21 protein-coding genes, 1 pseudogene and 1 riboswitch are annotated in these 25,134 nt (G+C 62.1%); of the genes and pseudogenes, 14 read left to right on the top strand and 8 right to left on the bottom strand.

The annotated features are described in order from the left end of the window. Positions 1-11 precede the first annotated feature (11 nt). Positions 12-1,895 carry a GspE/PulE family protein gene (locus LPW11_RS07595; RefSeq protein WP_230997523.1) on the bottom strand — a complete coding sequence of 628 codons (1,884 nt, stop codon included), beginning with the start codon at positions 1,893-1,895 and terminating at the stop codon, positions 12-14. Positions 1,896-2,044: 149 nt separating this feature from the next. Further along, a complete protein-coding gene (locus LPW11_RS07590; RefSeq protein WP_230997522.1) occupies positions 2,045-2,233 on the bottom strand; it encodes a twin-arginine translocase TatA/TatE family subunit in 189 nt (62 codons plus the stop codon). A gap of 263 nt (positions 2,234-2,496) precedes the next feature. Between LPW11_RS07590 and LPW11_RS07585 the strand changes: the two genes are divergently transcribed. Together LPW11_RS07585 and uvrB are read left to right on the top strand one after the other, a co-directional pair. Further along, positions 2,497-2,946 carry a response regulator gene (locus tag LPW11_RS07585; RefSeq protein ID WP_230997521.1) on the top strand — a complete coding sequence of 150 codons (450 nt, stop codon included), beginning with the start codon at positions 2,497-2,499 and terminating at the stop codon, positions 2,944-2,946. A 43-nt stretch (positions 2,947-2,989) separates the two neighbouring features. Next, positions 2,990-4,969 (top strand): annotated as a pseudogene (uvrB, locus tag LPW11_RS07580) (excinuclease ABC subunit UvrB); the annotation flags it as partial. Between the two features lie 404 nt (positions 4,970-5,373). Here the strand turns inward: uvrB and pcnB are convergent. Further along, positions 5,374-6,762, bottom strand: a complete 1,389-nt coding sequence (gene pcnB / locus LPW11_RS07575) for a polynucleotide adenylyltransferase PcnB (RefSeq protein WP_230997520.1) — start codon at positions 6,760-6,762, stop codon at positions 5,374-5,376. A 179-nt stretch (positions 6,763-6,941) separates the two neighbouring features. On the opposite strand from pcnB, the gene LPW11_RS07570 reads away from it, so the two are divergent. From LPW11_RS07570 to LPW11_RS07550, 5 genes are all read left to right on the top strand, one after another. Further along, on the top strand, positions 6,942-7,247 hold the full coding sequence (locus tag LPW11_RS07570; protein ID WP_230997519.1) for a nitrous oxide-stimulated promoter family protein: 306 nt from the start codon (positions 6,942-6,944) through the stop codon (positions 7,245-7,247). A gap of 94 nt (positions 7,248-7,341) precedes the next feature. Next, positions 7,342-8,088 (top strand): ATP-binding protein, encoded by a 747-nt coding sequence (locus LPW11_RS07565; protein WP_230997518.1) that lies wholly within the window; start codon positions 7,342-7,344, stop codon positions 8,086-8,088. Between the two features lie 139 nt (positions 8,089-8,227). Beyond that, entirely contained in the window at positions 8,228-8,824 is a 597-nt protein-coding gene (locus LPW11_RS07560; protein WP_230997517.1) for a peroxiredoxin, read from the top strand. A gap of 589 nt (positions 8,825-9,413) precedes the next feature. After that, a complete protein-coding gene (locus LPW11_RS07555) occupies positions 9,414-9,821 on the top strand; it encodes an exosortase system-associated protein, TIGR04073 family (protein WP_230997516.1) in 408 nt (135 codons plus the stop codon). Position 9,822: 1 nt separating this feature from the next. Next, complete coding sequence (locus LPW11_RS07550; RefSeq protein WP_230997515.1) at positions 9,823-10,203, top strand: exosortase system-associated protein, TIGR04073 family; 381 nt, start codon at positions 9,823-9,825, stop codon at positions 10,201-10,203. A gap of 98 nt (positions 10,204-10,301) precedes the next feature. On the opposite strand, the gene LPW11_RS07545 is transcribed toward LPW11_RS07550, so the two are convergent. Continuing rightward, positions 10,302-10,544 (bottom strand): hypothetical protein, encoded by a 243-nt coding sequence (locus LPW11_RS07545; protein ID WP_230997514.1) that lies wholly within the window; start codon positions 10,542-10,544, stop codon positions 10,302-10,304. Between the two features lie 279 nt (positions 10,545-10,823). On the opposite strand from LPW11_RS07545, the gene LPW11_RS07540 reads away from it, so the two are divergent. The 7 genes from LPW11_RS07540 (at position 10,824) to LPW11_RS07510 (ending at position 19,181) form a co-directional block, all read left to right on the top strand. Next, the gene (locus LPW11_RS07540) at positions 10,824-13,316 is read left to right on the top strand and encodes a TIGR03960 family B12-binding radical SAM protein (protein WP_230997513.1); all 2,493 of its coding nucleotides are present in this window, start codon (positions 10,824-10,826) and stop codon (positions 13,314-13,316) included. A gap of 78 nt (positions 13,317-13,394) precedes the next feature. Next, a complete protein-coding gene (rng, locus tag LPW11_RS07535) occupies positions 13,395-14,885 on the top strand; it encodes a ribonuclease G (RefSeq protein WP_230997512.1) in 1,491 nt (496 codons plus the stop codon). A 118-nt stretch (positions 14,886-15,003) separates the two neighbouring features. Next, complete coding sequence (gene purT / locus LPW11_RS07530; RefSeq protein WP_230997511.1) at positions 15,004-16,185, top strand: formate-dependent phosphoribosylglycinamide formyltransferase; 1,182 nt, start codon at positions 15,004-15,006, stop codon at positions 16,183-16,185. 216 nt (positions 16,186-16,401) lie between these two features. Further along, positions 16,402-16,710, top strand: a complete 309-nt coding sequence (gene rplU / locus LPW11_RS07525; protein ID WP_230997510.1) for a 50S ribosomal protein L21 — start codon at positions 16,402-16,404, stop codon at positions 16,708-16,710. 64 nt (positions 16,711-16,774) lie between these two features. Further along, positions 16,775-17,032, top strand: a complete 258-nt coding sequence (gene rpmA, locus LPW11_RS07520) for a 50S ribosomal protein L27 (protein WP_230997509.1) — start codon at positions 16,775-16,777, stop codon at positions 17,030-17,032. Between the two features lie 140 nt (positions 17,033-17,172). Beyond that, complete coding sequence (gene obgE, locus LPW11_RS07515; RefSeq protein WP_230997508.1) at positions 17,173-18,189, top strand: GTPase ObgE; 1,017 nt, start codon at positions 17,173-17,175, stop codon at positions 18,187-18,189. A gap of 464 nt (positions 18,190-18,653) precedes the next feature. After that, the gene (locus LPW11_RS07510) at positions 18,654-19,181 is read left to right on the top strand and encodes a hypothetical protein (protein ID WP_230997507.1); all 528 of its coding nucleotides are present in this window, start codon (positions 18,654-18,656) and stop codon (positions 19,179-19,181) included. 82 nt (positions 19,182-19,263) lie between these two features. Here LPW11_RS07510 and LPW11_RS07505 read toward each other — a convergent pair whose 3' ends face one another. The 4 genes from LPW11_RS07505 to nuoL form a co-directional block, all read right to left on the bottom strand. Continuing rightward, positions 19,264-19,935, bottom strand: a complete 672-nt coding sequence (locus LPW11_RS07505) for a PilZ domain-containing protein (protein WP_230997506.1) — start codon at positions 19,933-19,935, stop codon at positions 19,264-19,266. Between the two features lie 80 nt (positions 19,936-20,015). Continuing rightward, positions 20,016-20,091: riboswitch (cyclic di-GMP riboswitch) on the bottom strand. 208 nt (positions 20,092-20,299) lie between these two features. Further along, the gene (locus LPW11_RS07500; protein WP_230997505.1) at positions 20,300-21,694 is read right to left on the bottom strand and encodes an NADH-quinone oxidoreductase subunit N; all 1,395 of its coding nucleotides are present in this window, start codon (positions 21,692-21,694) and stop codon (positions 20,300-20,302) included. Positions 21,695-21,716: 22 nt separating this feature from the next. Further along, entirely contained in the window at positions 21,717-23,189 is a 1,473-nt protein-coding gene (locus LPW11_RS07495; RefSeq protein ID WP_230997504.1) for a complex I subunit 4 family protein, read from the bottom strand. Beyond that, the gene (gene nuoL / locus LPW11_RS07490; protein ID WP_230997503.1) at positions 23,186-25,063 is read right to left on the bottom strand and encodes an NADH-quinone oxidoreductase subunit L; all 1,878 of its coding nucleotides are present in this window, start codon (positions 25,061-25,063) and stop codon (positions 23,186-23,188) included. Before nuoL ends, LPW11_RS07495 begins: the two co-directional genes overlap by 4 nt. Positions 25,064-25,134: the final 71 nt, after the last annotated feature.

The raw sequence follows: 25,134 nt of genomic DNA, 5'->3' as shown, positions 1-25,134 counted from the left end.
TCCCTGTCGCCTTAGGTGCCGAGGATGCGCTTCAGCTCGTGAAGCGGTCGGGGGGGGCTGATGCGCGGCAGGTCGCGCAGGACTTCCTGTATGGAGACGAGGCCGCGTGCCGCCTTCACCAGTCCGTCCTCAAAGAGGGAGACCATGCCGGAGGTCTCCATGCTGATGCGGCGGATCTCGGAGGATGAGCGGTTTAAAAGGATCGCCTCCTTCACCGCCTCGTTGAGGATCAGGAGCTCGAAGGCGCCGAGCCTCCCGTGGAAACCGGTGAAACGGCAGTCCTTGCAGCCGCGCCCGATCCGGAAGGTCGCCCCCGCGAGGTCCTTCGTGGCGTACCCGAGTCTATTGTACTCGGTGGGGGTGGGAATGTACGCCTCGGCGCAGGAGTTACAGACCAGTCGCAGGAGTCGCTGGGCCACCACGCACACGATGGTGGAGGAGATCAGGAACGACTCGATCTGCATGTTCATGAGGCGCAGCAGGCCGCCGATGCTGTCCTCGGTGTGGAAGGTGGTAAGGACCTTGTGCCCGGTGAGGGCAGCCTGGATCGCGGTCTCGGCGGAGAAGTTGTCCCGGATCTCGCCGAGCACGATGATGTCCGGATCCTGGCGCACGATGTGGCGCAGCGTCTCCTCGAAACTGACCCCGATCTTCGTGTTGATGGAGCACTGCGCCACCCCCTCGATCACGAACTCGACCGGGTCCTCCGCCGTCACGATGCTCGTATTTATGTTGTTGAGGTGATTGACGCAGCTGTACAGGGTGGAGGTCTTCCCGCTCCCGGTCGGGCCGGTGATGATCATGACGCCGGAGGGGGTGTCGAGCGCGTCGCTGATGAACTGCTCCAGCATGCGCGGCGCCATCCCGATGCTCTGGATGTCGAGGATCGCCTCCTTCTTGTTCAGGAGGCGCAGCACGATCTTTTCCCCGAAGATGGTGATGAAGAAGGAGACGCGCATGTCCAGGTTGAAGCCGTGCACGCTGCTCTCGAAGAGGAGGCGGCCGTCCTGGTGTCGGCGCTTCTCCGCTATGTCGGCCTGGGCCATGACCTTTATGCGGGAGGAAAGCTGGGGGGCGAGCTCGAGCGGGAGCTCCAGGTGCGGCATCATCATCCCGTCGCGGCGAAAGCGGATGCGCAGCCTGTCCTTCAGCGGCTCGATGTGGATATCTGAAGCCTTCTCCGAGATGGCGTCGTTGAAGAGCTTGTTGATGATCCCCACCACCGTGCTCTCGTCCGCCGACCCCCCCTCGCCGGAGACGGCGTTCTTTTCAGCCGCGGCGATCGCGGCGATGACCGAGTTCTTGCTGGCGATGGCGGGCTGGAGGTCGGAGCCGAAGAGACGCGCAGCCTCGTCGCGGCAGCGCTTGTCCATGGGGTTGGCAAAGACGACCGTGACGCGCTCGCCGTCGAAGGCGATGGGGAGAAAGAGAAAGTCGCGGTATGTCTGGATCGGGGCCTTGGCGACGAGCTTCCGGTCCACCTTGCGGAACTCCAGTTCCGCCATGGGGAAGCCGAGCTGGTAGGAGAGGACCTCGATGAACTTCCGCTCGTCGATGAACCCCTTCTCGATGATGATGTCGCCGAGCATCTTGCGCTCTTTCCCCTGGTTCTGCAGGCTGAGCGCCGCGGCGAGATCCGCCTCGCGCAGGTAGCCGAGCTCGACGAGGAAATCCCCGATCCTCAGCGATAGGCTGTTTTTTCGCAGCGTGGCGGCGACCTGGTCCCTGGTCACGCTCCCGAGGTCGTGGAGGACGTCGATGAGGGTCTTCCCGGTGTGCAGCTTCGAGCGTACCCGGTGGGCGTACTGCAGCTGTTCCTCGCTGATGACCCCTTCCTGGACCAGAAGGTTTGCTATCATCGTCCCTGAAGGGTTTGCTGCTCCTTTTTTTTCCATAATCCCCGCTTGCCGCATTAGTTTCGCCGGATTATATAACAAATGAAAAAAGAGGACAAGGGAGGGGCGGGAGTGGTGCGGGCACAGAAAAAGGCCCCGCATTGCTGCCGGGGCCTCTCTCCGAGTCCAGGTATGACGAGGATGTGGCGCTAGTGCGTCTTGTTGTCATCCTCCCGCCTCGGGTTTATTTCAATCTCTTCCTTGCCGCTCGAGGCGTTCTTGAAATTCCTGATGCTCTTCCCCAACGCGCCGCCGATCTCCGGCAGCCGTCCCGCGCCGAAGACAACCAGTACGATGACGAGTACAACAATTAGCTCCGGCAGGCCGAATCCGAACATGTCATCCCTCCTTAGGGTATTTCGAACTGCCAAAGTATCGCAAAGTGGGAATAAAAAATCAAGCAGTTGCGGGAGCGGAAGGGCGAGTTTTTAATTATTAATCGATTGCCATGGATAGGGAAAGCCGGTATAAAGTGTTCTTCGAAGTATCCTCCAAAATCCTCCGTTGCCCCTTCACCCCTAATGAATCGTTGGGGATGAAGAAAACGGTCCCTGTTGCCCATCCATCCGCTAGCGGGGGGAGAAGGGAAGGAGATTGTGCCGTGCACAAGATGATCCTTTTGGTGGAAGACAACCCCGACGACGAGGTGCTCACCCTGCGCGCCCTGAAAAAGCAGATGGCGCACGGGATTGCCGTGGCGCGCGACGGAGCGGAGGCCCTCGACTTCCTTTTCGGCACAGGCAGCCACGAGGGGCGCGACACGTCGGTAAAGCCGCTTCTCGTACTCCTCGACCTGAAGCTTCCGAAGGTGAACGGGCTCGAGGTCCTGCGGGTCATGCGGGGGGACACGAGGACGCGCGCCATCCCTGTGGTGGTCTTCACCTCTTCCACCGAGGAGCAGGACATCCTGGACAGCTATACCCTCGGGGCGAACAGCTACGTCAGGAAACCGGTGGACTACGCCAAGTTCTGCGACGACCTGAAGCAGGTGAGCCACTACTGGCTCTCGCTGAACCAGCTCCCCCCCCAGCGGAGCTGCGCCGCGTCCTGATCCCCCTCGCCAGCCGGCGTCCACCCGTGCTATTATCTTCGCCATGGATCAATTCGAGCTTGTCAGCAACTACGAGGCGCGGGGTGACCAGCCCGCGGCGATAGCAGAACTTACCGAGGGGGTGCTGCGCGGCGACCGGCACCAGGTCCTCCTGGGTGTCACCGGCTCCGGCAAGACCTTCACCATGGCGAACGTCATCGCGCGGATAAACCGCCCGACCCTGGTGCTCGCCCCCAACAAGACTCTCGCGGCCCAGCTGTACGGCGAGTTCAAGGAGCTCTTTCCGCACAACGCCGTGGAGTATTTCGTCTCCTACTACGACTACTACCAGCCCGAGGCCTACCTCCCCACCTCCGACACCTTCATCGAGAAGGACTCGTCGATCAACGACGAGATCGACAAGTTTCGCCACTCCGCCACCCGCAGCCTCCTCACCCGCCGCGACGTCATCATCGTCGCCTCGGTCTCGTGCATCTACGGCATCGGCTCCCCGGAATCGTACCAGCAGATGCACATACGGCTGCGCCAGGGGGAGGAGATCGACCGGGACGAGCTCCTGCGCCGGCTGGTCGCCATACAGTACGAGCGGAACGACATCGACTTCCATCGCGGCACCTTTCGGGTGCGCGGCGACGTGGTGGAGATTTTCCCGGCTCACGACGATGAGCGCGCCGTCAGGGTTGAGTTCTTCGGCGACACCATCGACTCCCTCGGGGAGATCGACCCGCTGCGCGGGGTGCAGCTGCAAAAGATCGCCCGCTGCGCCATCTATCCCGCCTCCCACTACGTGGCGACGCGCGAGACGCTGAACCGCGCGGTGGAAGACATCCGGGTCGAGCTGGAGGAGAGGATCCGCTACTTCAACGAGGCGAACCGGCTCGTGGAGTCGCAGCGCATCGAGCAGCGGACCTATTTCGACATCGAGATGATGGAGGAGATGGGGTTCTGCCAGGGGATCGAGAACTATTCGCGCCACTTCGACGGGCGCCTCGCCGGCGAGCCCCCCTACACCCTCATCGACTACTTCCCGCGCGACTTCCTCCTCATGGTGGACGAGTCGCATATCGCCGTCTCCCAGGTAGGGGGGATGTTCCGCGGCGACCGCAGCCGGAAGGAGACACTCGTGGACTTCGGCTTCCGGCTCCCCTCTGCGCTCGACAACCGGCCGCTGACCTTCCAGGAGTTCAGCCGCAAGCTGAACCAGGTCATCTACGTCTCTGCGACCCCGGCCGATTACGAGCTGAAGCAGTCAGGGGGCGTGGTGGTGGAGCAGGTGATCCGCCCCACCGGTCTCATCGACCCGCTCATCGACGTTCGTCCCGCGGCGGGGCAGGTGGACGACCTCCTGCACGAGGCGCGGCTCACCATCGAGAAGGGCGAGCGAGTCCTCGTGACCACGCTGACGAAGAGGATGGCGGAGGAGCTCACCGAGTACTACCGCGAGCTGGGGATCCGGGTGCGCTACCTGCACGCCGACATCGACACGCTGCAGAGGATGCAGATACTGCGCGACCTGCGGCTCGGCGAGTTCGACGTGCTGGTGGGGATAAACCTGCTGCGCGAGGGGCTCGACCTACCGGAGGTTTCTCTGGTCGCCATCATGGATGCGGACAAGGAAGGGTTTCTGCGCTCCACCCGTTCGCTGATCCAGACCTGCGGCCGCGCGGCGCGAAACGTCGCGGGGAGGGTCATCATGTACGCCGACCATGTCACCGGCTCCATGCAGGAGTGCATCGACGAGACCTCCCGCCGCCGGGCGCTGCAGATGGAGTACAACCGGGAGCACGGCATAACGCCTGAAACGGTGAAGAAGACGATCGGGAATGTACTGGAGGCGCAGGAGGAGCGCGACTGGTTCACGGTGCCGTCGCAAAAGACGGAAGTGGAAGAGGTGAAGGACGTTGCGAAGACGGTGAAGAAGCTGCGCAAGGAGATGCTGGCGGCGGCGAAGAAGCAGGAATTCGAGCTCGCGGCGCAGCTGAGGGACCGGATAAAGCGGCTGGAGGAATCGGAGCTGACGCTTACGGCAGGGGGCCACGCAGCGCCGGCGGCGCCAGCCCCGGCGCCGGGGCGGATGAGGCGGCGGGCGCGGTAAACCCCGGCTTGTTGTCCAGCTACGCCATGTTGGCCGGAATAAGCGCAGCGTTTCCGGCAGGCGGTGGGGAAAATGGTGGCTGCGAAGCGGGGGGAACACAGGCGGTTTGCGGGTGTGGCGCCTGCGCCGTTAGGACAGGCAAGATGCCTGTCCTCCAGCGTCACGGCCTGGCATTTCTACCAGGTGATCACGTTGGCCGAGCGTCCCCTCCCTTTCAAGGGGAGGGACAGGGTGGGGATGGGGTTTTTAAGTGCTGCGGCAGCGGGTGGACCGCCGGGAACGCCTGGCGGCTTATCCCGGCCTACAGTACATACCGAGAGTTGTAGCGCCCCTTACGGTCCTTCCGGCATCCGCGTCGGTTTTCTTCTGCGGCGCCGCCTGCGCTTCTTCTTCTGCGGCGCTGCCCCTTCTTCGGCGTCGTGCGGCGCCTTCATTATCACCCCTGAAGCATAGCTCTTCCAGTACTCGTGCAGCGAGCGCTTCGGCGGGTTGAGTTCCTCCATGAATCCGAGGTAGCGAAGGGCATCGGGAAAGACGCGCCTTCCCACGAATCCTGGAGCGTTGCGCCCCGGGGTCTTCTGAAACCTGTACTGCGACCCCAGAATCTCCCGCACCGCCACCAGCACCCTGTTGGGGATCAGCACGGTCGTCGCGAGCTCCCCCGCGAACTGGGCTACGGCCATCTCCGTCGCCTGCTGCGGAGGGGCTCCCTCGTCGCGGAAGTACTGATTCCTTTCCTCCAGATACTCCCCGAACATCAGCGCTATAAGAAGGGCGGGGGAGACGACCTCTCCTTCGTCTATCCTGGCGTCGATCCACTCCAGTGCCTTGCCGACCCGCGCGTGGGGGAATCCTTCCGACTCCCGGGTGAGCCACGCATCGAAGTGCGGAAAGAGCGGCTCGAATAGGCCGATGTGTCGAAGCAGCTGGTAGGTGCTTTCGCCGGCGCCGAGCAGGAGGAGCTTCAGCACTTCCTCGAAGAGGCGCGGCGGCGTCGCGCGGTTGATGGCCGGGGCCATCTCCACGATCGCCTTCCGGGTCTCCTCCTCGATGGTGAATCCGAGCATCGCCGCGAAGCGGACGGCACGGATCATGCGCACCGGGTCCTCTGTGAAACGGGTCGCGGGATCTCCTATCGTCCGGATCACCCCTGCCTTCAGATCCTCCATACCCCCCACATGATCGATGATGGAGAAGTCGGCGATGTTGTAGAAGAGGGCGTTGACGGTGAAATCGCGCCTGAAGGCGTCTTCCTCCGGTGTGCCGAAGACGTTGTCGCGCAGCACCACCCCCTCGTCGCTCTTCAGCATGCGCGGCCCGTGGTGATGGTGGCGTCTCCCTTCCCGCTCCACGTGCTCCGGTTCGTGCTGGGGCTCCGGTTCTTCCTCGGGGGCGGGCTCTGCGGCAGACCTGAAGGTGGCAACCTCGATGATCTCGTCCTGAAAGTGCAGGTGGGCGAGCCGGAAACGGCGCCCGATCAGCCGGCAGTTCCTGAAGAGCTTCTTCAATTCCCCCGGTGTGGCGTTGGTGGCGATGTCGAAGTCTTTCGGCTCGCGCCCGAGGAGCAGATCGCGCACCCCTCCACCCACAAGATAGGCGGTGTAGCCGTTTTCCTTGAGCTTGTATAAAACCTTCAGGCCGTTGGGACTTAACAGGGATCGTGAGATACAGTGCTGCGGGCGGGGAATAATCGTGGTGTTTTTGTTCATTATAGTACTCATCGCCCTCAAAATAGCATAAGTGCCCGGCAAAGGCAAAGGGTGTGATTCTACACCGCAGAAGCGATCTTGCAAGGGGGGAGCGAAACGGCCTCACGAAGCGGTTCGTATCACGATTCGGCCAGATCGCCTTTCTTGACTTTCATCATACGTTTTGTTGCGCCTTTTGCTACTATGGGGCCATGAACGAGACAGCGAAGAAAGAAAAGAACGATCTGGAATTGCTGGCACATTTCATCCGCACCTACTGCCGCGGGAAGCACGGCTCGCGGAAAGGGGAGCTCTGCACGGAGTGCTCGGAGCTTCTCGAGTACGCACAGGCAAAGCGGAGGAAATGTCCCCTCGATCCGAAGCCGTCCTGCAAGCACTGCAAGGTGCATTGCTACGCGAAGAACCAGAGGGCCCGGATAAAAGAGGTGATGGCGTACTCGGGGAAGCGGCTCCTGCTGCGCGGGAGGCTCGATCTCCTCTGGCATTACTTCTTCTGATACGACTTTTTACGGGTGCCTGAAGGCGCTGGCACCATACCATAATTAAAGATAAACACCGCAGCCGGCTTCGAGCCGGTACAAGGAGAACGGGATGATCAGGAAAATCGTGAAGATAGACAAAGAGAAGTGCGACGGCTGCGGGCTTTGCGTACCCTCCTGCGCCGAGGGCGCGATCCGCATCGTCGACGGCAAGGCGGAGCTCGCCGCGGACAACCTCTGCGACGGTCTCGGGGCCTGCCTCGGTGACTGCCCGCAGGACGCCATCACTATAATAGAGCGCGAGGCGGACGAATTCGACGAGGAGGCCGTGCACCAGCACCTTGCCGGCAACGCACACGCCGCGGCTCCGGAGGCGCATGCGCCGCACAAGAGCCACGCCGAAGCGCACCACGGCGGGTGCCCCGGCTCCAGGGCAATGTCCCTGAAGCCTGCCGCTCCCGCTCCGGACGCAGGGGAGGGCGCGCCGCAGCCGAGCCAGCTCGGACAGTGGCCGGTGCAGCTGCACCTCGTGCCGCCGACTGCTCCGTACTTCCAGAACGCGGACCTGCTGATCGCCGCCGACTGCGTTCCGTTCGCCTACGCGGATTTCCATCGCGATCTTCTGGCGGGGAAGGCGGTCGTCATCGGTTGCCCGAAGCTCGACGACAACGATTTCTACACGAAGAAGCTCACCGAGCTCTTCCGCGTCTCCTCCATCAAGTCGATCACCGTCGTGAGGATGGAGGTGCCGTGCTGCGGCGGGATCGTGGCAGCCGCCCGGCAGGCGCTCGCCGCATGCGGAAAGGAGATCCCCTTCAAGGAAGTGAGGGTCAGCATCAATGGCGAGATTCTCGGGTAAAAGTTCACGGTTTCAGGGCTTCTCGCTCTCAGCGGATAAAAAGGATTGTTTTTATCTCTTTTGTCGTTGACAAGGTGAAACACCGCTGCTAGAGTTTTCTCCGTCCACTATTTTACATTGAAGGAAAAGGAGAGAGCAGATGAGCCTTACCACCCTTGTAACCCAGGAAGCGCCCGATTTCACCGCGGAAGCGGTTATGGCTGATAACAGTTTCGGAGAGATCACCCTTTCCAAGTATCGCGGCAAGTACGTGATTCTCTTCTTCTACCCGCTCGACTTCACCTTCGTCTGCCCGTCCGAGATCCTGGCATTCAACAAAAGGCTCCCGGACTTCAAGTCGAAGAACTGCGAGGTGATCGGTGTCTCGGTCGACTCCAAGTTCACCCACCTCGCGTGGAAGAACACCTCCCTGGAAAACGGCGGGATAGGGCAGATCCAGTACCCGATGGTACAGGATCTGGACAAGGCGATCGCCAAGAGGTACGGGATCCTGTACAACGAGTCGGTGGCGCTGCGCGGGCTCTTCCTGATCGATACGAACGGCATCGTGCGGCACACGGTCATCAACGACCTGCCCCTCGGCCGCAGCGTGAACGAGGCGCTGAGGATGCTCGACGCGCTGCAGTTCGTGGAGACCCACGGCGGCGAGGTCTGCCCGGCTAACTGGCAGGAAGGGGATGAGGCGATGAAGGCTTCCAGCGAAGGGGTCGCCGACTACCTCGCGAAGCACGGCTAGGGCGTCAGGCATACAGGGAACAAGCGGCGCGGCCACGACAGTGGTCGCGCCTTTTTTTTGTCCTGCCTCCGGGTTATCCCCAAAGCAGTGCGGTTCCGGCGGTAATCCGCGTGTGCCGCAAAGAGCAAATCCTCCGTGTCCCCCCTTCGCAAAGGTTCATCCGAATTCCGGGAATTGAGCCCGGTCGCTTCCGTTGACGTGAGGGGACACTAGTGGCGCCGCGCTGGAGCACAGGCTTCCCAGCCTGTACCGCGGCGCCAGCCGCGCGGTCTGTGGCGGCTGCGCCGCCATCGCAGGCAAGATGCCTACGCTCCAGCGTGGGGGCACCCGGATTCTTTGTAGCGCGTTCCCCAGAATTCCCGGAAGAACCTTTGCAAAGGGGGGGACGCGAGGCCTCGTGCGGCCCTTCATTGGAACATACTACGGCTTCCGTGGAATTCTCGCATGAGCCTTTTGTTGCCGCGGCAAGGGAGAGGTGACGCCGGGAGGGGGGTAAAGTGGCGCGGCGGCAGGTGTTAGGTTGCCAAGGTGGGGTATTTATGTTAAAAGAAATAGCATTTAATGCCAGAGCTGCGAAAAAGGAGTGCAAATGCGCGTCAGGACTACGGTTTTTTCCCTGCTCCTCCTCACCGTCCTCTCCACTGCCAGCTTCGCCCAGGAAGCCCAGCAGCCGGAAGCGATAACGGAGAAGATGGCTTTCAAGCTCATCCGCGGCGTGGCCAATATCACCACCGCGGTGGTGGAGATCCCGAAGCAGTCGTATCTCACGGTGCGCGATCGTGGAAACGTGGGATACTTGGTAGGGCCCCTGAAGGGGATGGGAATGGCCTTCTATCGCCTCTTTGCCGGCGTCACCGAAACGGTTTTCTTTGCGGTGCCGCAGCCGGGATATTACGACCCGATCGTGGAGCCGGAGTATGTCTGGAAGGGGTGGCATGAAAAACGGGTGGAACCCAGGAATCACCCTGAGTCGGACACCGCTGCAAAAGGAGAGTAGCATGCAGATCAAATGGAGTCTCCGCATAGTCCTCGTCGCCGTCCTCCTCGCGGCCGGGCTTACGGCGCGGCAGGCGCAGGCGGATCCCTTGAAGTCGATCGAGGACTCCGCCCCCCAGGAAGTGGTGGACGGCATGGCCAACAAGGCGGCACGCGGCGTAGCGAACGTTGCGACGGGGTGGGTGGAGGTTCCGAAGCAGATTGCCATGACCATGAAGGAAGATGGCGTCGCGATGGGGCTGACGGTCGGCCCGCTGAAAGGGGTAGGGATGGCGCTTGTGAGGACGGGAGCCGGTGTGGCGGAGGCGCTCACCTTCTTCATCGCCTGGCCGGAGTTCTACGAGCCGTACATCGAGCCGGCCTACGTCTGGCAGAAGGAGTAGGCCGCGGCGCAAATATCCCGCCTTCCTCCGCTGAAAGGGAATAAAAAAAGGCCGCATCGAAAGATGCGGCCTTTTTCATGCTTGCTTGTGCGGCGAAATTACTTCGCAGCCGGAGCAGCTTCAGCCGGAGCAGCCGGAGCTTCTTCTTTCTTCTCTGCTTTCTTTGCTTTCTTTGCTTTCTTTGCTTTCTTGGTGGCTTTCTTAGCCGGAGCTTTTTCTTCTTTCTTGGTCTCAGCAGCCGGAGCAGCCGGAGCAGCCGGGGTAGCGTCAGCAGCGAAAACTACGCCAGCGAAAGCAACAGCAACGAGAGCAGCAACAACAGAAGACAGAACTTTTTTCATGGTGTTTCTCCTTTAAAGGTTTAGATGCAGCGTTCATTAGCAGTAAACGTGCCACCTATTCATTGAAGTCTAATACCCCGTATTTTAAGGAGCCAGCTCCGGAGGCCCCGCGGTTGCCTCCTCATGAGAACCTCAAAAGCGCCACCGGCTACCCCATATGGGGTATCTCCGTCGGCTGTCGCAGCCAGTCGAAACGCCCCGGTAAATGCCTTGCCACCCACCTATATTATTGTTATCATGGCCGATTGTAGCTAACAGGAAGGGTGTCGGGGGTTTTTGTTGAGCAATAACAGCCTTTTGTCCGTGGATAAGCCGGCCCGCTATATGGGCGGAGAGATGGGGAGCGTGCGGGTGCCGGGGGCTGACCTTGCCTTCGTGCTCGCCTTTCCGGACGTCTATGAAGTGGGGATGAGCCATCTCGGGTTCCAGATTCTCTACGGCGTTCTGAAGACCGCCCCTTGGATCGCTCCGGAGCGTGCGTACGCCCCGTGGCCCGACATGGAAAAGATGCTGCGCGACAGCGGGCAGCCGCTGTGCACGCTGGAGAGCGGCGCTCCCCTCGGCGCGGCGGACATCATCGGATTTACCCTCCAGTACGAGCTCTCCTACACAAACATCCTGAACATGCTCGACCTCTCCGAGATCCCCCTCCTGGCGAGCCAGCGCGGCGAGGGGCACCCCCTCATCCTCGGCGGTGGGCCGGGCGCCTACAACCCGGAGCCGGTCGCCGACTTCTTTGACGCCTTCCTCATCGGCGACGGAGAGGAGGCGGTCCTGGAGATTGCGCAGGTCGTGCGCGACGCAAAGGATGCGCGCCTCCCAAAGGCGGAGCTCCTGAAGAAGCTCGCCGCCATAGAAGGGGTGTACGTCCCCTCCCTTTTCGAGGTGAGCTACCGGGAAGACGGGCGGATTGCTGAAATAAAGCCTCTCGACGAGGGTCACCCGCGGGTGCGCCGCCGTTTCGTGGCGGATCTCGACAAGGCCCTCTTCCCCGACACCCCGATCGTCCCCTTCCTGAAGGCGGTGCACGACAGGGTGAGCGTGGAGGTCTCCCGCGGCTGCACGCGCGGCTGCCGTTTCTGCCAGGCCGGGTACATTTACCGCCCTGTGCGCGAGCGCTCGCCGGAGAGGATCCTGGAGATCGTGGAGGAGGCGCTGAAGGGGACCGGATACGACGAGATTTCCCTCCTCTCCCTTTCCACCGGGGACTACAGCTGCCTCGCCCCTCTGCTGAAGGGGCTCATGGACCGCTACGCGACGCAGAAAAAGGCGGTGTCGCTGCCGTCGCTGCGGGTCGGGAGCCTGAGCGACGAGATGGTGCAGGAGATCGCCCGGGTCAGAAAGACCGGCTTTACCCTCGCCCCGGAGGCGGGAAGCGAAAGGCTGCGCGGCGTCATCAACAAGGGGATCAGCGCGCCGGAGCTCCTGGAGAATGCCCGCGCCGCCTACAGCGCGGGGTGGCGCCTCATCAAGCTGTACTTCATGATCGGCCTCCCCACAGAAGAGATGGCAGACCTCGAGGGGCTCGTGGAACTCTCCCGCGAGGTGAAAAGGCAGGGGAAACTCTCCGGCAACGGCGGCGAGGTGAACGTTTCGGTGAGCTCCTTCGTGCCGAAGCCGCACACCCCCTTCCAGTGGGAGCCCCAGATAACGGAGACGGAGATCGTGGAGAAGCAGCGCTGGCTGCGCCAGGAGCTCAAGAAGAAAAAGCTGAACATGAAGTGGCAGGACTCCTCCCTCTCGATGCTGGAGGGGGTCTTCGCCCGCGGTGACAGGCGTCTGTCCCGCGTCCTTGTCGAGGCGCACCGGCTCGGGTGCCGCTTCGACGGGTGGTGGGAGCACTACGACAGGCTGAAGTGGGAAGAGGCGTTCGCCGCGACAGGGGTCGACCCCTCCTTCTACCACCGCCGCCGCGAGTTGGACGAGACGCTCCCCTGGGAGCACCTGGACTGCGGCGTCACCACCGAATATCTCCTGGAGGAGCGCCAGAGGGCGCTTGCCAACGTTCCGACCTCGGATTGCAGGACCGGGTGCACCGCGTGCGGCGTCTGCGACTTCGATGAGGTGAAGATGCGCCTCCAGGAGAAGCGGGAGTTCACCGCCTTCGGCTGGACGCCGGAGCACGATGCCGAGCCTGCGGAGGCCAGCCGGGTGCGGATCCGCTTCTCCAAGACGGGGCGCATGCGCTACTTAAGCCACCTGGAGATGCTGACGCTCTTTACCCGCGCCGTGGGGCGCGCCGGGGTTCCGATCCGCTTCTCGCAGGGATTTCACCCCCATCCGAAGTTCTCCTTCGCCACCGCGCTTTCGGTCGGTGTGGAGTCATTCGCGGAATATCTCGACATGGAGATTGACGCAGGGTACGGCGCGGATACCCTGAAGGAGGCGCTGAACAGGGCGCTGCCGGAAGGTGTGGAGGTCCTGGAAGCAAAGGAGATCCCCCTTCGCTCCGCGTCTCTCTCCACGATCATGGAGCTGGTGCGCTACACGGTGCGGATCCCTCCTCCGCTGTGCGCCGACCTGCAGCTGCAGGCGGCACGCTTCCTGGAGAAGGAGAGCGTGCCGTACGTCAGGGAAAAGAAGGGGAAGAGCCTGGAGCTCGACCTGCGCCACGAGATGAAGGAGCTCTCCGCGCACGGAGACGTCCTGGAGATGGTGGTGGGGCGCGGCAAGCCGCTGGAGTTTGCCGCAGCCGTCTGCGACGTGCCGGTGGAGGCGCTTGCGGAGGCGAGCGTGCAGAAGGTGGAGGTTCTTTTCTCCGGCGCCTGGTAGCGATACCGCCGAAGCGGCACCGCTGTGGCGCGCGAACGATTTTACTGTTTCAATTACTATAAATGAAGAGGGGTTAGCATGGGAAATGAACTGGTTATCAACACCACCTCCCACGAAACCCGCATCGCGCTCATCGAAAACGGCACCATTGCCGAGCTGTATGTCGAGAGGAGCAGAGTAAAGGGGATCATCGGGAATATCTACAAGGGGAGGGTGGTCCGGGTCTTGCCCGGCATGCAGGCCGCCTTTGTCGATATAGGGCTCGAGAAAGCCGCCTTTCTCTACGTTGCGGATGTCTTCGACGCCATGGAGGAGTACGAGACCTTTATCGAGGGTGAGGAGGGGGAGGAGCAGGTGCCGCACCCGCTTCATCCGATCGAGGAACTCCTCCAGGAGGGGCAGGAGCTCCTGGTGCAGATCTCCAAGGAGCCTATCGGCACGAAGGGGGCGCGCATCACGGCGCACATCTCCCTTCCCGGGCGTCACCTCGTGTACATGCCGACCGTCGACCACGTCGGCATCTCCCGGCGCATCGAGGACGAGGCGGAGCGGGAGCGCCTGAAGGAGATCGTGGACCGCATAAAGCCTCCCGGCGGGGGGTTCATCGTGCGCACCGTCTCCGAAGGGAAGACCGAGGAGGACCTGGTAGCGGACCTCAATTACCTCACCAAGCTGTGGGACGAGATCTACAAGAGAAACGAGAAGGCGGGGGCGCCGACCCTGATCCACTCCGACCTCGACGTGACCCAGAAGGTGGTGCGGGATATCCTCACCGAGACGGTGGAGAGGATCGTTGTCGACTCGAAGCCGGAGCACGACAAGATCGTGCAGTTCATCAGCACCTTCATGCCGAAGATGAAGTACTCCATCGAGCTGTACGAGGAGGAGGAGCCGATCTTTGACCACTTCGGCCTCGAGGTGGAGATCAGCCGCGCGCTCGGGCGCAAGGTGTGGCTGAAGAGCGGCGGCTACATCATCATCGAGCAGACCGAGGCGCTGACGGCGATCGACGTGAACACCGGGCGTTTCGTGGGGAAGCACAACCTCGAGGACACCATTCTGAAGACGAACCTGGAGGCGGTGAAGGAGATCGCCTACCAGCTGCGCCTGAGGAACCTCGGCGGGATCATCATCATCGACTTCATCGACATGGAGAAGGAGGTGAACCGCGACAAGGTGTACACCGCCCTCGAGGAAGCGCTGAAGAGCGACAAGTCGAAGACGAACATCCTGAAGATTTCCGAGCTCGGCCTCGTGGAGATGACGCGCAAGAGGGTGCGGGAGAGCCTCGGGCGCATGATGTGCGAGCCGTGCCCCTACTGCGAGGGGAGAGGGTATCTGAAGTCGAAGATAACGGTGTGCCACGAGATCTTCAGGGAGCTGCGCCGGGAGATGCTCGATCTGAGGGGGAGCAAGGTCATGCTGACGGTGCACCCGCAGGTCGCCGATCTCCTCTACGACGAGGAGAGGCGCGGGCTGGAGGAGCTGGAGAAGAACTTCAAGAAGCGGATCACCGTCCGCGCGAAACCGGGATTCCACCAGGAGCAGTTCGAGATATCGCTGAGCTAGGGGGCGAAGCTTCGGCCGCTGCCACGCCGGGACGTGGAGCTCGTTTAAGATTTGGCCGATTGCCGCCGGACCTCCGGCGGCAATCAATTTTTATGACAGGGATGGAAGAGGGAGATTTATGCTTGGAACGCCGCTGAAGAAGGGTGCAACGAAGATCATGCTGCTCGGCTCGGGAGAGCTCGGCAAGGAAGTCACCATCGAGGCCCAGAGGATGGGTGTAGAGGTGATCGCGGTGGACCGCTACGCGGACGCCCCGGCGATGCAGGTAGCGCACAGAAGCCACGTCATCAACATGCAGGACAAGGCTGAGCTGGAGCGCGTGGTGCGCCTGGAGAAGCCGGACTACATCGTCCCCGAGATCGAGGCGATCGCGACGGAGTACCTCCTCGAGCTGGAGGCGGAGGGGTTCACCGTCATCCCGACCGCCCGTGCCACGAACCTCACCATGAACCGTGAAGGGATCCGCCGCCTCGCCGCCGAGGAGCTCGGCCTCCCCACCGCGGGGTACCGTTTCGCCACCACCTTCGAGGAGTTCCAGGAAGCGGTGGCGCAGATCGGCATCCCCTGCGTGGTGAAGCCGATCATGAGCTCCTCCGGGAAGGGGCAGAGCGTGCTGCGCACCCCCGACGACGCGGAGAAGTGCTTCAGGTACGCCATGGAGGGCGCCCGCGGCGCTTCCGACAAGATCATCGTGGAAGAGTTCATCCCCTTTGACTACGAAATTACCCTCCTCACCGTCCGCTCCGTCGACGGCACGACCTTCTGCCCCCCGATCGGGCATCGCCAGGTTGACGGCGACTACCACGAGTCGTGGCAGCCGATGGGGATGACCGAGACGGTCCTTGCGGAGTCCCAGCGCCAGGCGAAGGCGGTTACCGATGCCCTCGGCGGGCGCGGCATCTTCGGCGTCGAGCTCTTCATCAAGGGGGACCAGGTGTGGTTCAGCGAGGTCTCGCCGCGCCCCCACGACACCGGGATGGTCACCATGATCTCCCAGAACCTCTCCCAGTTCGAGCTGCACGTCCGCGCCATCCTCGGGCTCCCCGTCCCGGCGGTGGAGAACCTCGCTCCGTCCGCCTCCCACGTTATCCTCGCGGAGGAGCCGGCAGAGGAAGTGGCGTTTGACGGCGTGCGCGAGGCGCTCCTGGTCCCCGGCGCGAAGCTGCGCCTCTTCGGAAAGCCCGACGCCAGGAAAAACCGCCGCATGGGCGTCGTGCTCATGACCGGCGCCGACACGGACGAGGCGCGCGCGAAAGCGGAAGAGGCAGCGCATCTCGTGCGCATAGTCAAAAAGCAGTAAACGCGTCGCGCTGTTGATTTTCCGGCACCTCCCGGTACATTAGTAGGCGTGCCTCCTCCGGGAGGGGTGACGAGGGTGCATCGGGAGGAAAGGCCCTGAAAGGGGCCGGAAGAGAGCCATCCTGAGAAGGGTGAGCTAAAAAGTGGTTGACGCTGGCGAACTTTCGAGCTATTGTACTCCGCTCGGATCAAATTTACGGTAAAGGTGGTGAAGTTCATGTACGCAGTAGTGAAAACCGGAGGGAAGCAGTACAAAGTTTCCGAAGGCGACTTTCTGAAAGTCGAGAAATTGGAGGGCGCGGTGGGTGACACCGTGGAGATCTCCGAAGTCCTGATGGTTGGCGGCGATAAGGTTGTTATCGGAACACCTTTAGTGCCCAGCGCCTCTGTCATCGGCAAAATCGTCGAGCAGGGCAAAGACAAGAAGATTCTCGTCTTCAAGTCCAAGCGCCGGAAAAACCACCGGAAACTTAACGGGCACCGCCAACTCAGAACCATCCTGAGGATCGAGAAGATCAACGCCTAGGAAATATTTTACGAGACGCGTCGGCATCAGGTAGCACCGGTCGGCGGTCGCAAGGAGTCATGAAATGGCACACAAAAAAGGGGTCGGCAGTTCCAGGAACGGCCGCGATTCTGACGGCCAAAGGCTTGGTTGCAAGAAGTTCGGCGGTGAGACCGTAAAGGCTGGGAACATCCTGTACCGCCAGCACGGCACCAAGATCCACCCGGGGAACAACGTGGGTCTCGGCAAGGACTACACCCTCTTCGCCCTCATCGAAGGCGTGGTGAAGTTCGAGCGTATGGGTAAGGACCGCAAGAAGGTCTCGGTCTACCCGGCCAACTAACGGCAGCCGACATAAAAGAGTGCAAAAGCCCGGAGCCTCGAGTTTCCGGGCTTTTCACGTTTGAGGATCTCCCAAACCACCCTCCGCCTCACGGGGAGAGGGTATATTTGCTGCCGGAGATCCTTTGAAAGAGGAAGATCATGAGCTTTATCGACGAGGTGAAGATATACGTCAAGTCGGGTGACGGCGGCGCCGGGTGCGTCTCCTTCCGGCGGGAGAAGTTCATCCCGCTCGGCGGGCCGGACGGCGGCGACGGCGGCAAGGGGGGGGACGTGGTCGTGAAGGTCGGAGCGCAGCTCTCCACCCTCATGGACCTGCGGCATCACCCGCACCAGAAGGCGGAGCGCGGCAGGAACGGCAGCGGCAAGAACCGGCACGGAGCCGCGGGGGAGCCTCTGGTCATACTGGTGCCGCAGGGGACCGTGATAAAGGATGCGGAGACCGGCGAGGAGCTTGCCGACCTCACCGACCTTGACTCCACCATCGTGCTGCTGAAGGGGGGGAGGGGAGGACAGGGTAACGCCCGCTTCGCCACCGCCACCCACAAGGCGCCGAAGTTCGCCCAGCCCGGCGAGCCGGGGGAGGAGCGCTGGATCAGGATGGAGCTGAAGCTGATGGCGGACGTCGGCCTTCTCGGCATGCCGAGCGTCGGTAAATCGTCCCTCATCACGAAGATCTCCGCCGCGCGCCCGAAGATCGCCGAGTATCACTTCACCACGCTGAAGCCGAACCTCGGGGTGGTGAAGTACAAGAACTACCGTTCCTTCGTCATGGCGGACATCCCGGGACTCATCGAGGGCGCCAGCGAGGGGGCCGGGCTCGGGCACCGCTTCCTGAAGCACCTGGAGCGCACAGGGCAGCTCCTGCATCTCCTCGACCTCTCCTTCATGCCGGAGCGCGACCCGATCAAGGAGTACGAGGCGATCAACCGCGAACTCGCCCTTTTCAATCCGGAACTTGCCGAGAAGAGGCAGACGGTGGTCATCAACAAGATCGACCTGCCCAACGTGCGCGAGAACCTGAAGGAGGTCCTCCCGTATTTCGAGGAGCGGGGGATAAAGGTTTTCCCGATCTCCGCCGCGACCGGCGAGGGGATCAGCGAGCTTCTGGACGACATCGCCCACAACCTGTGGGGGGAGCCGGACGAGACCTGGTAAGCGGATGCGGTGGAGAGCCCTCCTGTATTTAATACCGAGACGACAAAGAGGGGGGAGCCGGCAATGGCTCCCCCCTCTTCGTTTAAGGTTCATCCGGGACTTCCTGGGGGGAGCGGTGCATGGCTACCCCGTTTCGTTAACGGATGGCACGCTGGTGGCGCCGCGCTGGAGCACAGGCTTCCCAGCCTGTAGCCGCGGCGCCAGCCGCGCGGTCTGTGGCGGCTGCGCCGCCATCGCAGGCAAGATGCCTACGCTCCAGCGCGGGGGCACCCGGGTTCTTGTGACACTCCACTATTTCCGGAAGAGCCTCATGTAAGACGCCTCGATTTTTGCCCCCTTCACTTGACACGTATACGGAGTTACAGTACGTACTTACTTACCTGTTCCCTCCGCTCCTTCACCCACCTGCCCCTCGAAAGATGGTGCCAAAACAGCAGGAAAAGAAAGAAAACAAGGAGAACGTCATGGCCGAGAATGTGGAAATATTCAGCTACTTCGTTTCATTGGTTTTCTCGAAATTGTACGAGCAGTTCCCTATTGAGGTAAAACTGGAGAGGGATGAGGTGCTGACCAAGTTTTATCAGGTGATCAACGCCGAAAATCTCTTCGACATAATGGAAGATGTGAACTACTGCGAGTACCTCAATGCCAACGCCGCCACCGTCAGCAGCGAGCAGAAGCACATCTGCGAGAAGCTTTCAAAGCAGTGCGAGATTGCTCTTGCAGGGAACGGGTGCGACAAGCAGAAGTACGAGACGATCTTTGACTACACCATCGACTTCCTGGTGACGGAGGGACTGATGAGGAAGATCGGGGTGAACAGCTACCAGATGACCCACAGGGGGTTCTCCCAGATCCATCGCCACTCCGACGGAGAGACCATGATCATCGAGTACTTCAAGAGGAATGTGAGCGACCCGGAGGCATTCCTCGGCTCGCTCTCGTCGGAGGTGATGGTACGGGCGATCTCCCGCTTCCTCGGCGTCGGTTAGCACCCCGGCAGTGACAAAAGAAAAAGCGGCTCCGGGTATCCCTCCGGAGCCGCTTTTTTATCAGCGCTTACCATCCCGGCGTCTACTGGCCGGCTGCCTCCACGAACTTCTGGATCCCCTCGCGCTGGTCCGCGGCCAGGTCGAGGAACTCCACGCCGTAGCTGTACCCCCCCTCCTGCGTCTGCACCGAGCGGACGACCTTTCCTTTCGTCTCGATCGAATCTGCTCCCACCCTGTACCTGATGGTGACGAGGTCGTCCTCCTCAAGGAGGGCCTCCGTCTCGCACAGAAGGCCGGATACGCTTATGTTGCATGAGGTGCCGGAGAATATCTCGCTCCCCCGCCGTCCATAGAGGTGCCCCGTGAAGGGAACCCTGTGGGCGCGGCGCTCGGCGATCCGGAGGAAGCGCGTCGCGCACTCAAGCAGCACATTCGGATCGACCGGTCGCGTCAGCCAGGCGTTCGCCCCCGAACCCGCCGCACGGCGCAGAGCTTTCTCGGTAGGGAAGCAGATCACGATGATGGAGACGTTTCTAAGGGTCGTGTCATTCCTGATGATGGAGCACAGACGCTCGATCTCCAGGTCGGGGAGGTTTAGATTGGCGATGATGAGATTGGTCCGGTGCTCCTGGTGGATAAGGAGCCCTTCCTGCGCAGTAGTGGCAGTATGAACCGAGAAGCCGGATTTGCTGAAGAGGTTTCTATTTCGTTCCAGGAATGCCTGGTCGCTGCTTACAAGAAGGATCTTCTCCATGGAGTAGACTCCTGTGCTGCACTCAGTCACAAAAAAAAGCCGAGTGCCAGAATAGACGCAGTCATAAAGCTTGCGGATATTTCGGCATCCCGGCTGTCTACTTGAGACCCTTGGGCTTTCCGTCCCACCCTCGCGAGTGGTTTAGTATTATCGTATATCGGACTTTAATGCCTGTGAGACAGCGGCACCTTAGTAGAAGGAGAGATAAAAGTCAAGGCAAAATGAGTGAGTGCAGTACGTTATATAGCGGAGTAGCGGATGGGAAGTGTCATCATAATAGAGAAGACACAGTGAGTGTAAAAAGTGGAAGCATACACTTCAACAAGTGAAAGGAAAACGGTCCGTCTAAGAGCACCTGACGCAGTTACCTGAGTGCAGCGTCGACGAGGCGCAGCAGAGGAGCAGGGTACACGCCAATGACAATAATGAGGAGGGAGCAGAGGGAGAGTGCGGCACTTTCCCCGACGGTGACGGGGCTTGGCTGCGGCGCAGGTTCGGTGCGCATGTACAGGTAGACCACGACACGGAGGTAGAAATAGGCGGAGGCTGCCGCCGTGCAGATACCTATGATCGCCAGCGTCATCTCCCCGCCGCGCACCGCGGAGTAGAAGATGAAGAACTTCCCCATGAACCCGGCGGTGGGGGGGATGCCGGCGAGAGCGAGCATGGAGAGGGCGAGGACCCCTCCGCGAAATGGCGCAGAGTAGCCGACGCCGGAGTACTCGGCGATGAGGGAGCGTTCCTTTGCGCCGGAGAGGGACGAGATGGCGCCGAACGCAGCGAGGTTCATTGCGGTGTAGATGACAGCATACAGAAGGACCGCGGCGTACCCCTCCCGGGTGCCGGTGAGGATGGCGAGTGCCAGGTATCCCATCTGAGCGATTGAGGAGTAGGCAAGCATCCTCTTCACGTCCTGCTGCAGGAGGGCGGCCAGGTTTCCGAGCACCATGGAGGCAAGGGAGAGGAAAAAGAGGGGGGCGCGCAGCTCCTCAATCGGTGGGAGGAGCGAGAGGAGGAGCAGGAAGAGGGCGAGGGCCGTGACCTTAGACCCGGTGGAGAGAAAGGCCGCGACCGGCGCAGGGGCACCTTGGTAGACGTCCGGCGTCCACAGATGGGCGGGTACGAGGGAGAGCTTGAAGGCCAGTCCCAGGAGGACCATTCCCCACCCGGCGGAGATGATAATGCGGTTCTCGGGGCGGGGTTGGAGCGCCTGCAGCGACAGGGTGCCGCTTCCCACATAGAAGAGGGCGATTCCGAAGGCGATGATGGCGGCGGCCACCGCTCCGATGAGGAGGTATTTGAGCCCCGCCTCGCCGGATTCCAGGCGGTGCAGGTCCATGGAAACGAGGATATAGAAGGAAAAGGTGATCGACTCAAGCGCCAGGAAGAGGATCAGCAGGTTGTTCCCGCAGGGGAGGACGCACATGGCAAAGAGGGAGAAGAGGACCGTCGCGGCAAACTCCTCACCCCGGACCTCGCGCCGCGTGTTGTAGCTGTGGGAAAGAAGCATGGTCATGGCGGCGCCGAAGCAGACGACAGGAATCAGGAAGCGGGCGAGCGCCGGGAAGCCGACACCCGGGAGGGAGAGGGAGGGGGAGGCCGGGGTGCAGGCGGCCCAGACGCCGGCAGCGACGGCCGCAGCGACGCTGGCGCCGCTGACTATGCCGCGGGGGAGAAACGGTCCGCAAATGAGGACGAGGAGCGCGGCGGCGGCGGTGATGATGATCGGCATCATGGCGATGGCGTCTGCTTGCGTCATGCAGGTACTCCGGACGTTTTCTTCAAGGATGGCCGGTGAGAAGCGCCACCGGCGTTTTGATCAGTTCAAGTACCGGCCCCGGATGGACGCCGAGGTAGAGCGCGGCCACCGCGAGAACCGAGAGGACAGCCCCCTCGCGCAGTGACAGGTCTCCGAGCGAAAGGGGCTTCTTTTCCGTGACGAAGAGGATCTCCTGCACCAGGCGGACCGTGTAGATAAGCGCCAGCACCATGCCGAGAAAGGCTCCCGTTGCAGCCAGAGGGGCAACGCGGAACGTCCCGGTGAGAACGAGGAATTCGCCGGTGAAGTTATTCAACCCCGGCAGGCCGGCGGAGGCCATGGAGAAGAAGAGGAAGAAGAACGCCAGCATGGGGACCTTCCCCCACAGCCCGCCGTAGCTCTCGATCTCCCGCGTATGCGCCCGCTCGTCCAGCATCCCCACGATGGCGAAGAGCGCTCCGGTGGTGACGCCGTGATTCACCATCTGCAGGAGGGAGCCGGAGAGCGCCACCGGCGTCCACGCCGCGATCCCCAGCGCCACGAAGCCCATGTGCCCGACGCTGGAGTAGGCGACGAGGCGCTTCATGTCCTTCTGCGCAAAGGCGACCCAGGAGCCGTAGATGATGCCGATGACGGCAGCCGCGTACAAAAGAGGGGTCGTCGCGCGTGCCGCCTCCGGGAAGAGGGGATAGCCGATGCGCACCAGCGCGTAGGCGCCTGTCTTCAAAAGGAGGCTTGCCAGCACGACGCTCCCTGCGGTCGGTGCGTCCGTGTGGGCGTCGGGGAGCCAGGTGTGCAGCGGGAAGACCGGGAACTTGATGGCGAAGGCGAAAAGGAAGGCGGCATAGAGCCACAGGCTCAGCCCGTACGGCACCGTCGTGCGGGCGAGATCGGTGAGGGCAAAGCTGTAGGCGCCGCTTTGCGTCCCATGCATGAGGTAGAGGGAGATGATCGCCACCAGCATCAGGAGCGACCCGAAGAAGGTGTAGAGGAAGAACTTCACGGCGGAGTAGACCCGCCGCCCGTGCCCCCAGATCCCGATGAGGAAGAGCATGGGGATCAGCATCGCCTCCCAGAAGAGGTAGAAGAGAAAGAGGTCGAGCGCCAGGAAGACGCCGAGTATCCCCGTCTCCAGTACCAGGAGGAGGGCGTAGTAGAGGGGGACCCTCTGCTGGATCCCGCGCCACGACACGAGGACGGCGATCACGGTGATAAAGGCGGTGAGAATAGTCATGACGAGGCTGATCCCGTCCATCCCGACCGTGTAGCGCATGCCGAACTGCTCCACCCAGGGAAGGTCCTCCAGGAGGAAAAAGCCGCCACCCGCACCGAGAGAGGAGACGCCGGAGGCGGCCCAGAGGTAGGCGGAGAGCGCCAGCTCGACAAGGGCGGTCCCCAGCGCCACGGTCCGCACCCCGTCGGGGTTACGGTGCAGGGCGAAGGCCAGAAGGGCGCCGGCCAGAGGGAGGAAGATGAAGATGGAGAGTATGTTCATAGCGCGACCCAGGCGAGGTAGACGAGAATGCAGGCGCACCCCGCGGCGAAGCTGATGAGGTAAAGGGAAATCTTGCCGCTGCTCCACTGCCCGAGCGCGGAGCCGCATCCGCCGAGGAAGTGCCCGAGGCGATCGAGGGAGTCGTCGATGATCCCCTCGTCGACGCGCTCCCAGAGGAAGGCGGAAAGGGTCCTGAAGGGGCGGATGAATATGAGGTCGTAAAGGCGGTCGAAGTACCAGCCGTTCAGCAGGAAAAGGGTCGCGGCGGAGGGTGACCCCGATTCTTTCATCCGGTCCTCCCTTCTCTTCGCGCCGTAGCGCAGGTGCGCGGCGGCGACGCCGAGTAGGGCGACAGCTCCGGCAACCGCCTGCAGGGCGATCTCCTCGGCGTGCGACCCTTCCGCAGGTGCGCCGCCGGGGACGGAGGCGAGGAAGTGGCCGAGGAACCCTTCGCCCAGGTAGCCGGGGAGGTTCAGCATGCCGCCGAAGACCCCCAGAAGCGCGAGGGGGATGAGCACGATCTCCATGGCGCGCAACTGCGTCGTGCGGTGCGGGTGCCCCTTCTCTTCTCCGCCGAAGACGAGATAGCAGAGCCTGAAGGAATAAAAAGCGGTGATGAGGGCGGTCAGGAGTGCCAGGACGTAGAGTCCGCGGTAGAGGAGATCCCCCCGCGACCACACCGCACCGAGAATGCTGTCCTTGCTGAAGAACCCGCCGGTGAGGGGGATCCCCGCCAGGCACGCGGCTCCCGCCAGGAAGGTCCAGAAGGTGAGGGGGATGGAGCGGCGGGCCCCCCCCATCCTGAAGATGTCCTGCTCGTGATGAAATGAGGTGATGATGCACCCGGCGCCGAGGAAGAGGAGCGCCTTGAAGAAGGCGTGGACCAGGAGGTGGAAGGTGGCGGCGGTGATCGCCCCTGCCCCCACGCCGAGGGTCATGTATCCGATCTGGCTGATGGTGGAGTATGCCAGCACCCTCTTCAGGTCGCGCTGCGCGAGGGCGCAGGTGGCGCCGTAGAAGGCGGTGAGGCATCCGGTGAGGGCGATGGCGGCGCAGACCGTCGGGGACGATCCGGCCAGGGGGAAGAGACGCGCCAGGAGGTACACCCCGGCGGTCACCATGGTGGCCGCATGGATGAGTGCGGAGACAGGGGTCGGGCCGGCCATGGCATCGGGGAGCCACACCATGAGAGGAAGCTGCGCCGATTTTCCCGTCGCCCCGATCAGCAAAAGGATGCCGATAGCGGTAACTGTGGCGGGGGGGATTGCTCCCGCCAAGCTGTTTACCTGCAAGATCGAGAGGCTTCCGGAGAGGCGGAAGAGCCAGGCGATGGCGATGACAAGAGCTGTGTCGCCGATCCTCGTGGTGACGAATGCCTTTCGCCCCGCGTCAGCGTTCGCTTTCTCCCGGTACCAGAACCCGATGAGGAGGTACGAGCAGAAGCCGACACCTTCCCAGCCGAGGTAGAGCAGAACCAGGTTCTCCGCGAGGACGAGGGTGAGCATGGCGAAGACGAAAAGGTTCAGGAGCGCGAAGAAGCGCGCATACCCTTCATCGCCGGCCATGTAGAAGACCGAGTAGAGGTGGATCAGCCCGCACACGAAGGTGATCATGACGCAAAGGGAGAGGGAGAGCGGGTCAAGGTAGAGGGAGAAGGGGGCGGCGAGATCGAAAGTGGCGAGCCAGGAGGCGAGCAGTACCGTCGCCGGAGCGGTGTAATCGGTGGCGGCAAGGAGGGCGCAAGCGAAACTCCCCCAGACGGTGGCGCAGGCGACCACCTCCACCACCCGCCGCGGCAGCAAATGCCCCCCCAGCGCATTGAGGAGCGCCCCGAGCAGGGGGAAGAGGAGCATGAGTGTCAGATACGTCGCCATGAAGCACCCTCTCTGTACCGCCAGAGTATCTACTTTTGAAAAAGGAATCCCTCCAGCTCGTCATCCCTTCC

This window comes from Geomonas sp. RF6, from assembly GCF_021044625.1.
In the GTDB taxonomy this organism is placed as follows: Bacteria; Desulfobacterota; Desulfuromonadia; order Geobacterales; family Geobacteraceae; genus RF6.
Note: the sequence above shows the minus strand (reverse complement) of the source record. Positions and strands in the feature narration are given on the sequence as shown.

Excerpts from the sequence above, each read along its gene's own strand:
- LPW11_RS07595 (WP_230997523.1), bottom strand. The coding sequence starts at position 1,895 with ATGGAAAAAAAAGGAGCAGCAAACCCTTCAGGGACGATGATAGCAAAC.
- LPW11_RS07590 (WP_230997522.1), bottom strand. The coding sequence starts at position 2,233 with ATGTTCGGATTCGGCCTGCCGGAGCTAATTGTTGTACTCGTCATCGTA.
- pcnB (WP_230997520.1), bottom strand. The coding sequence starts at position 6,762 with ATGAGTACTATAATGAACAAAAACACCACGATTATTCCCCGCCCGCAG.
- LPW11_RS07570 (WP_230997519.1), top strand. The coding sequence starts at position 6,942 with ATGAACGAGACAGCGAAGAAAGAAAAGAACGATCTGGAATTGCTGGCA.
- LPW11_RS07565 (WP_230997518.1), top strand. The coding sequence starts at position 7,342 with ATGATCAGGAAAATCGTGAAGATAGACAAAGAGAAGTGCGACGGCTGC.
- LPW11_RS07560 (WP_230997517.1), top strand. The coding sequence starts at position 8,228 with ATGAGCCTTACCACCCTTGTAACCCAGGAAGCGCCCGATTTCACCGCG.
- LPW11_RS07555 (WP_230997516.1), top strand. The coding sequence starts at position 9,414 with ATGCGCGTCAGGACTACGGTTTTTTCCCTGCTCCTCCTCACCGTCCTC.
- LPW11_RS07550 (WP_230997515.1), top strand. The coding sequence starts at position 9,823 with ATGCAGATCAAATGGAGTCTCCGCATAGTCCTCGTCGCCGTCCTCCTC.
- LPW11_RS07545 (WP_230997514.1), bottom strand. The coding sequence starts at position 10,544 with ATGAAAAAAGTTCTGTCTTCTGTTGTTGCTGCTCTCGTTGCTGTTGCT.
- rng (WP_230997512.1), top strand. The coding sequence starts at position 13,395 with ATGGGAAATGAACTGGTTATCAACACCACCTCCCACGAAACCCGCATC.
- purT (WP_230997511.1), top strand. The coding sequence starts at position 15,004 with ATGCTTGGAACGCCGCTGAAGAAGGGTGCAACGAAGATCATGCTGCTC.
- rplU (WP_230997510.1), top strand. The coding sequence starts at position 16,402 with ATGTACGCAGTAGTGAAAACCGGAGGGAAGCAGTACAAAGTTTCCGAA.
- rpmA (WP_230997509.1), top strand. The coding sequence starts at position 16,775 with ATGGCACACAAAAAAGGGGTCGGCAGTTCCAGGAACGGCCGCGATTCT.
- obgE (WP_230997508.1), top strand. The coding sequence starts at position 17,173 with ATGAGCTTTATCGACGAGGTGAAGATATACGTCAAGTCGGGTGACGGC.
- LPW11_RS07510 (WP_230997507.1), top strand. The coding sequence starts at position 18,654 with ATGGCCGAGAATGTGGAAATATTCAGCTACTTCGTTTCATTGGTTTTC.
- LPW11_RS07505 (WP_230997506.1), bottom strand. The coding sequence starts at position 19,935 with ATGGAGAAGATCCTTCTTGTAAGCAGCGACCAGGCATTCCTGGAACGA.
- LPW11_RS07500 (WP_230997505.1), bottom strand. The coding sequence starts at position 21,694 with ATGACGCAAGCAGACGCCATCGCCATGATGCCGATCATCATCACCGCC.
- LPW11_RS07495 (WP_230997504.1), bottom strand. The coding sequence starts at position 23,189 with ATGAACATACTCTCCATCTTCATCTTCCTCCCTCTGGCCGGCGCCCTT.
- nuoL (WP_230997503.1), bottom strand. The coding sequence starts at position 25,063 with ATGGCGACGTATCTGACACTCATGCTCCTCTTCCCCCTGCTCGGGGCG.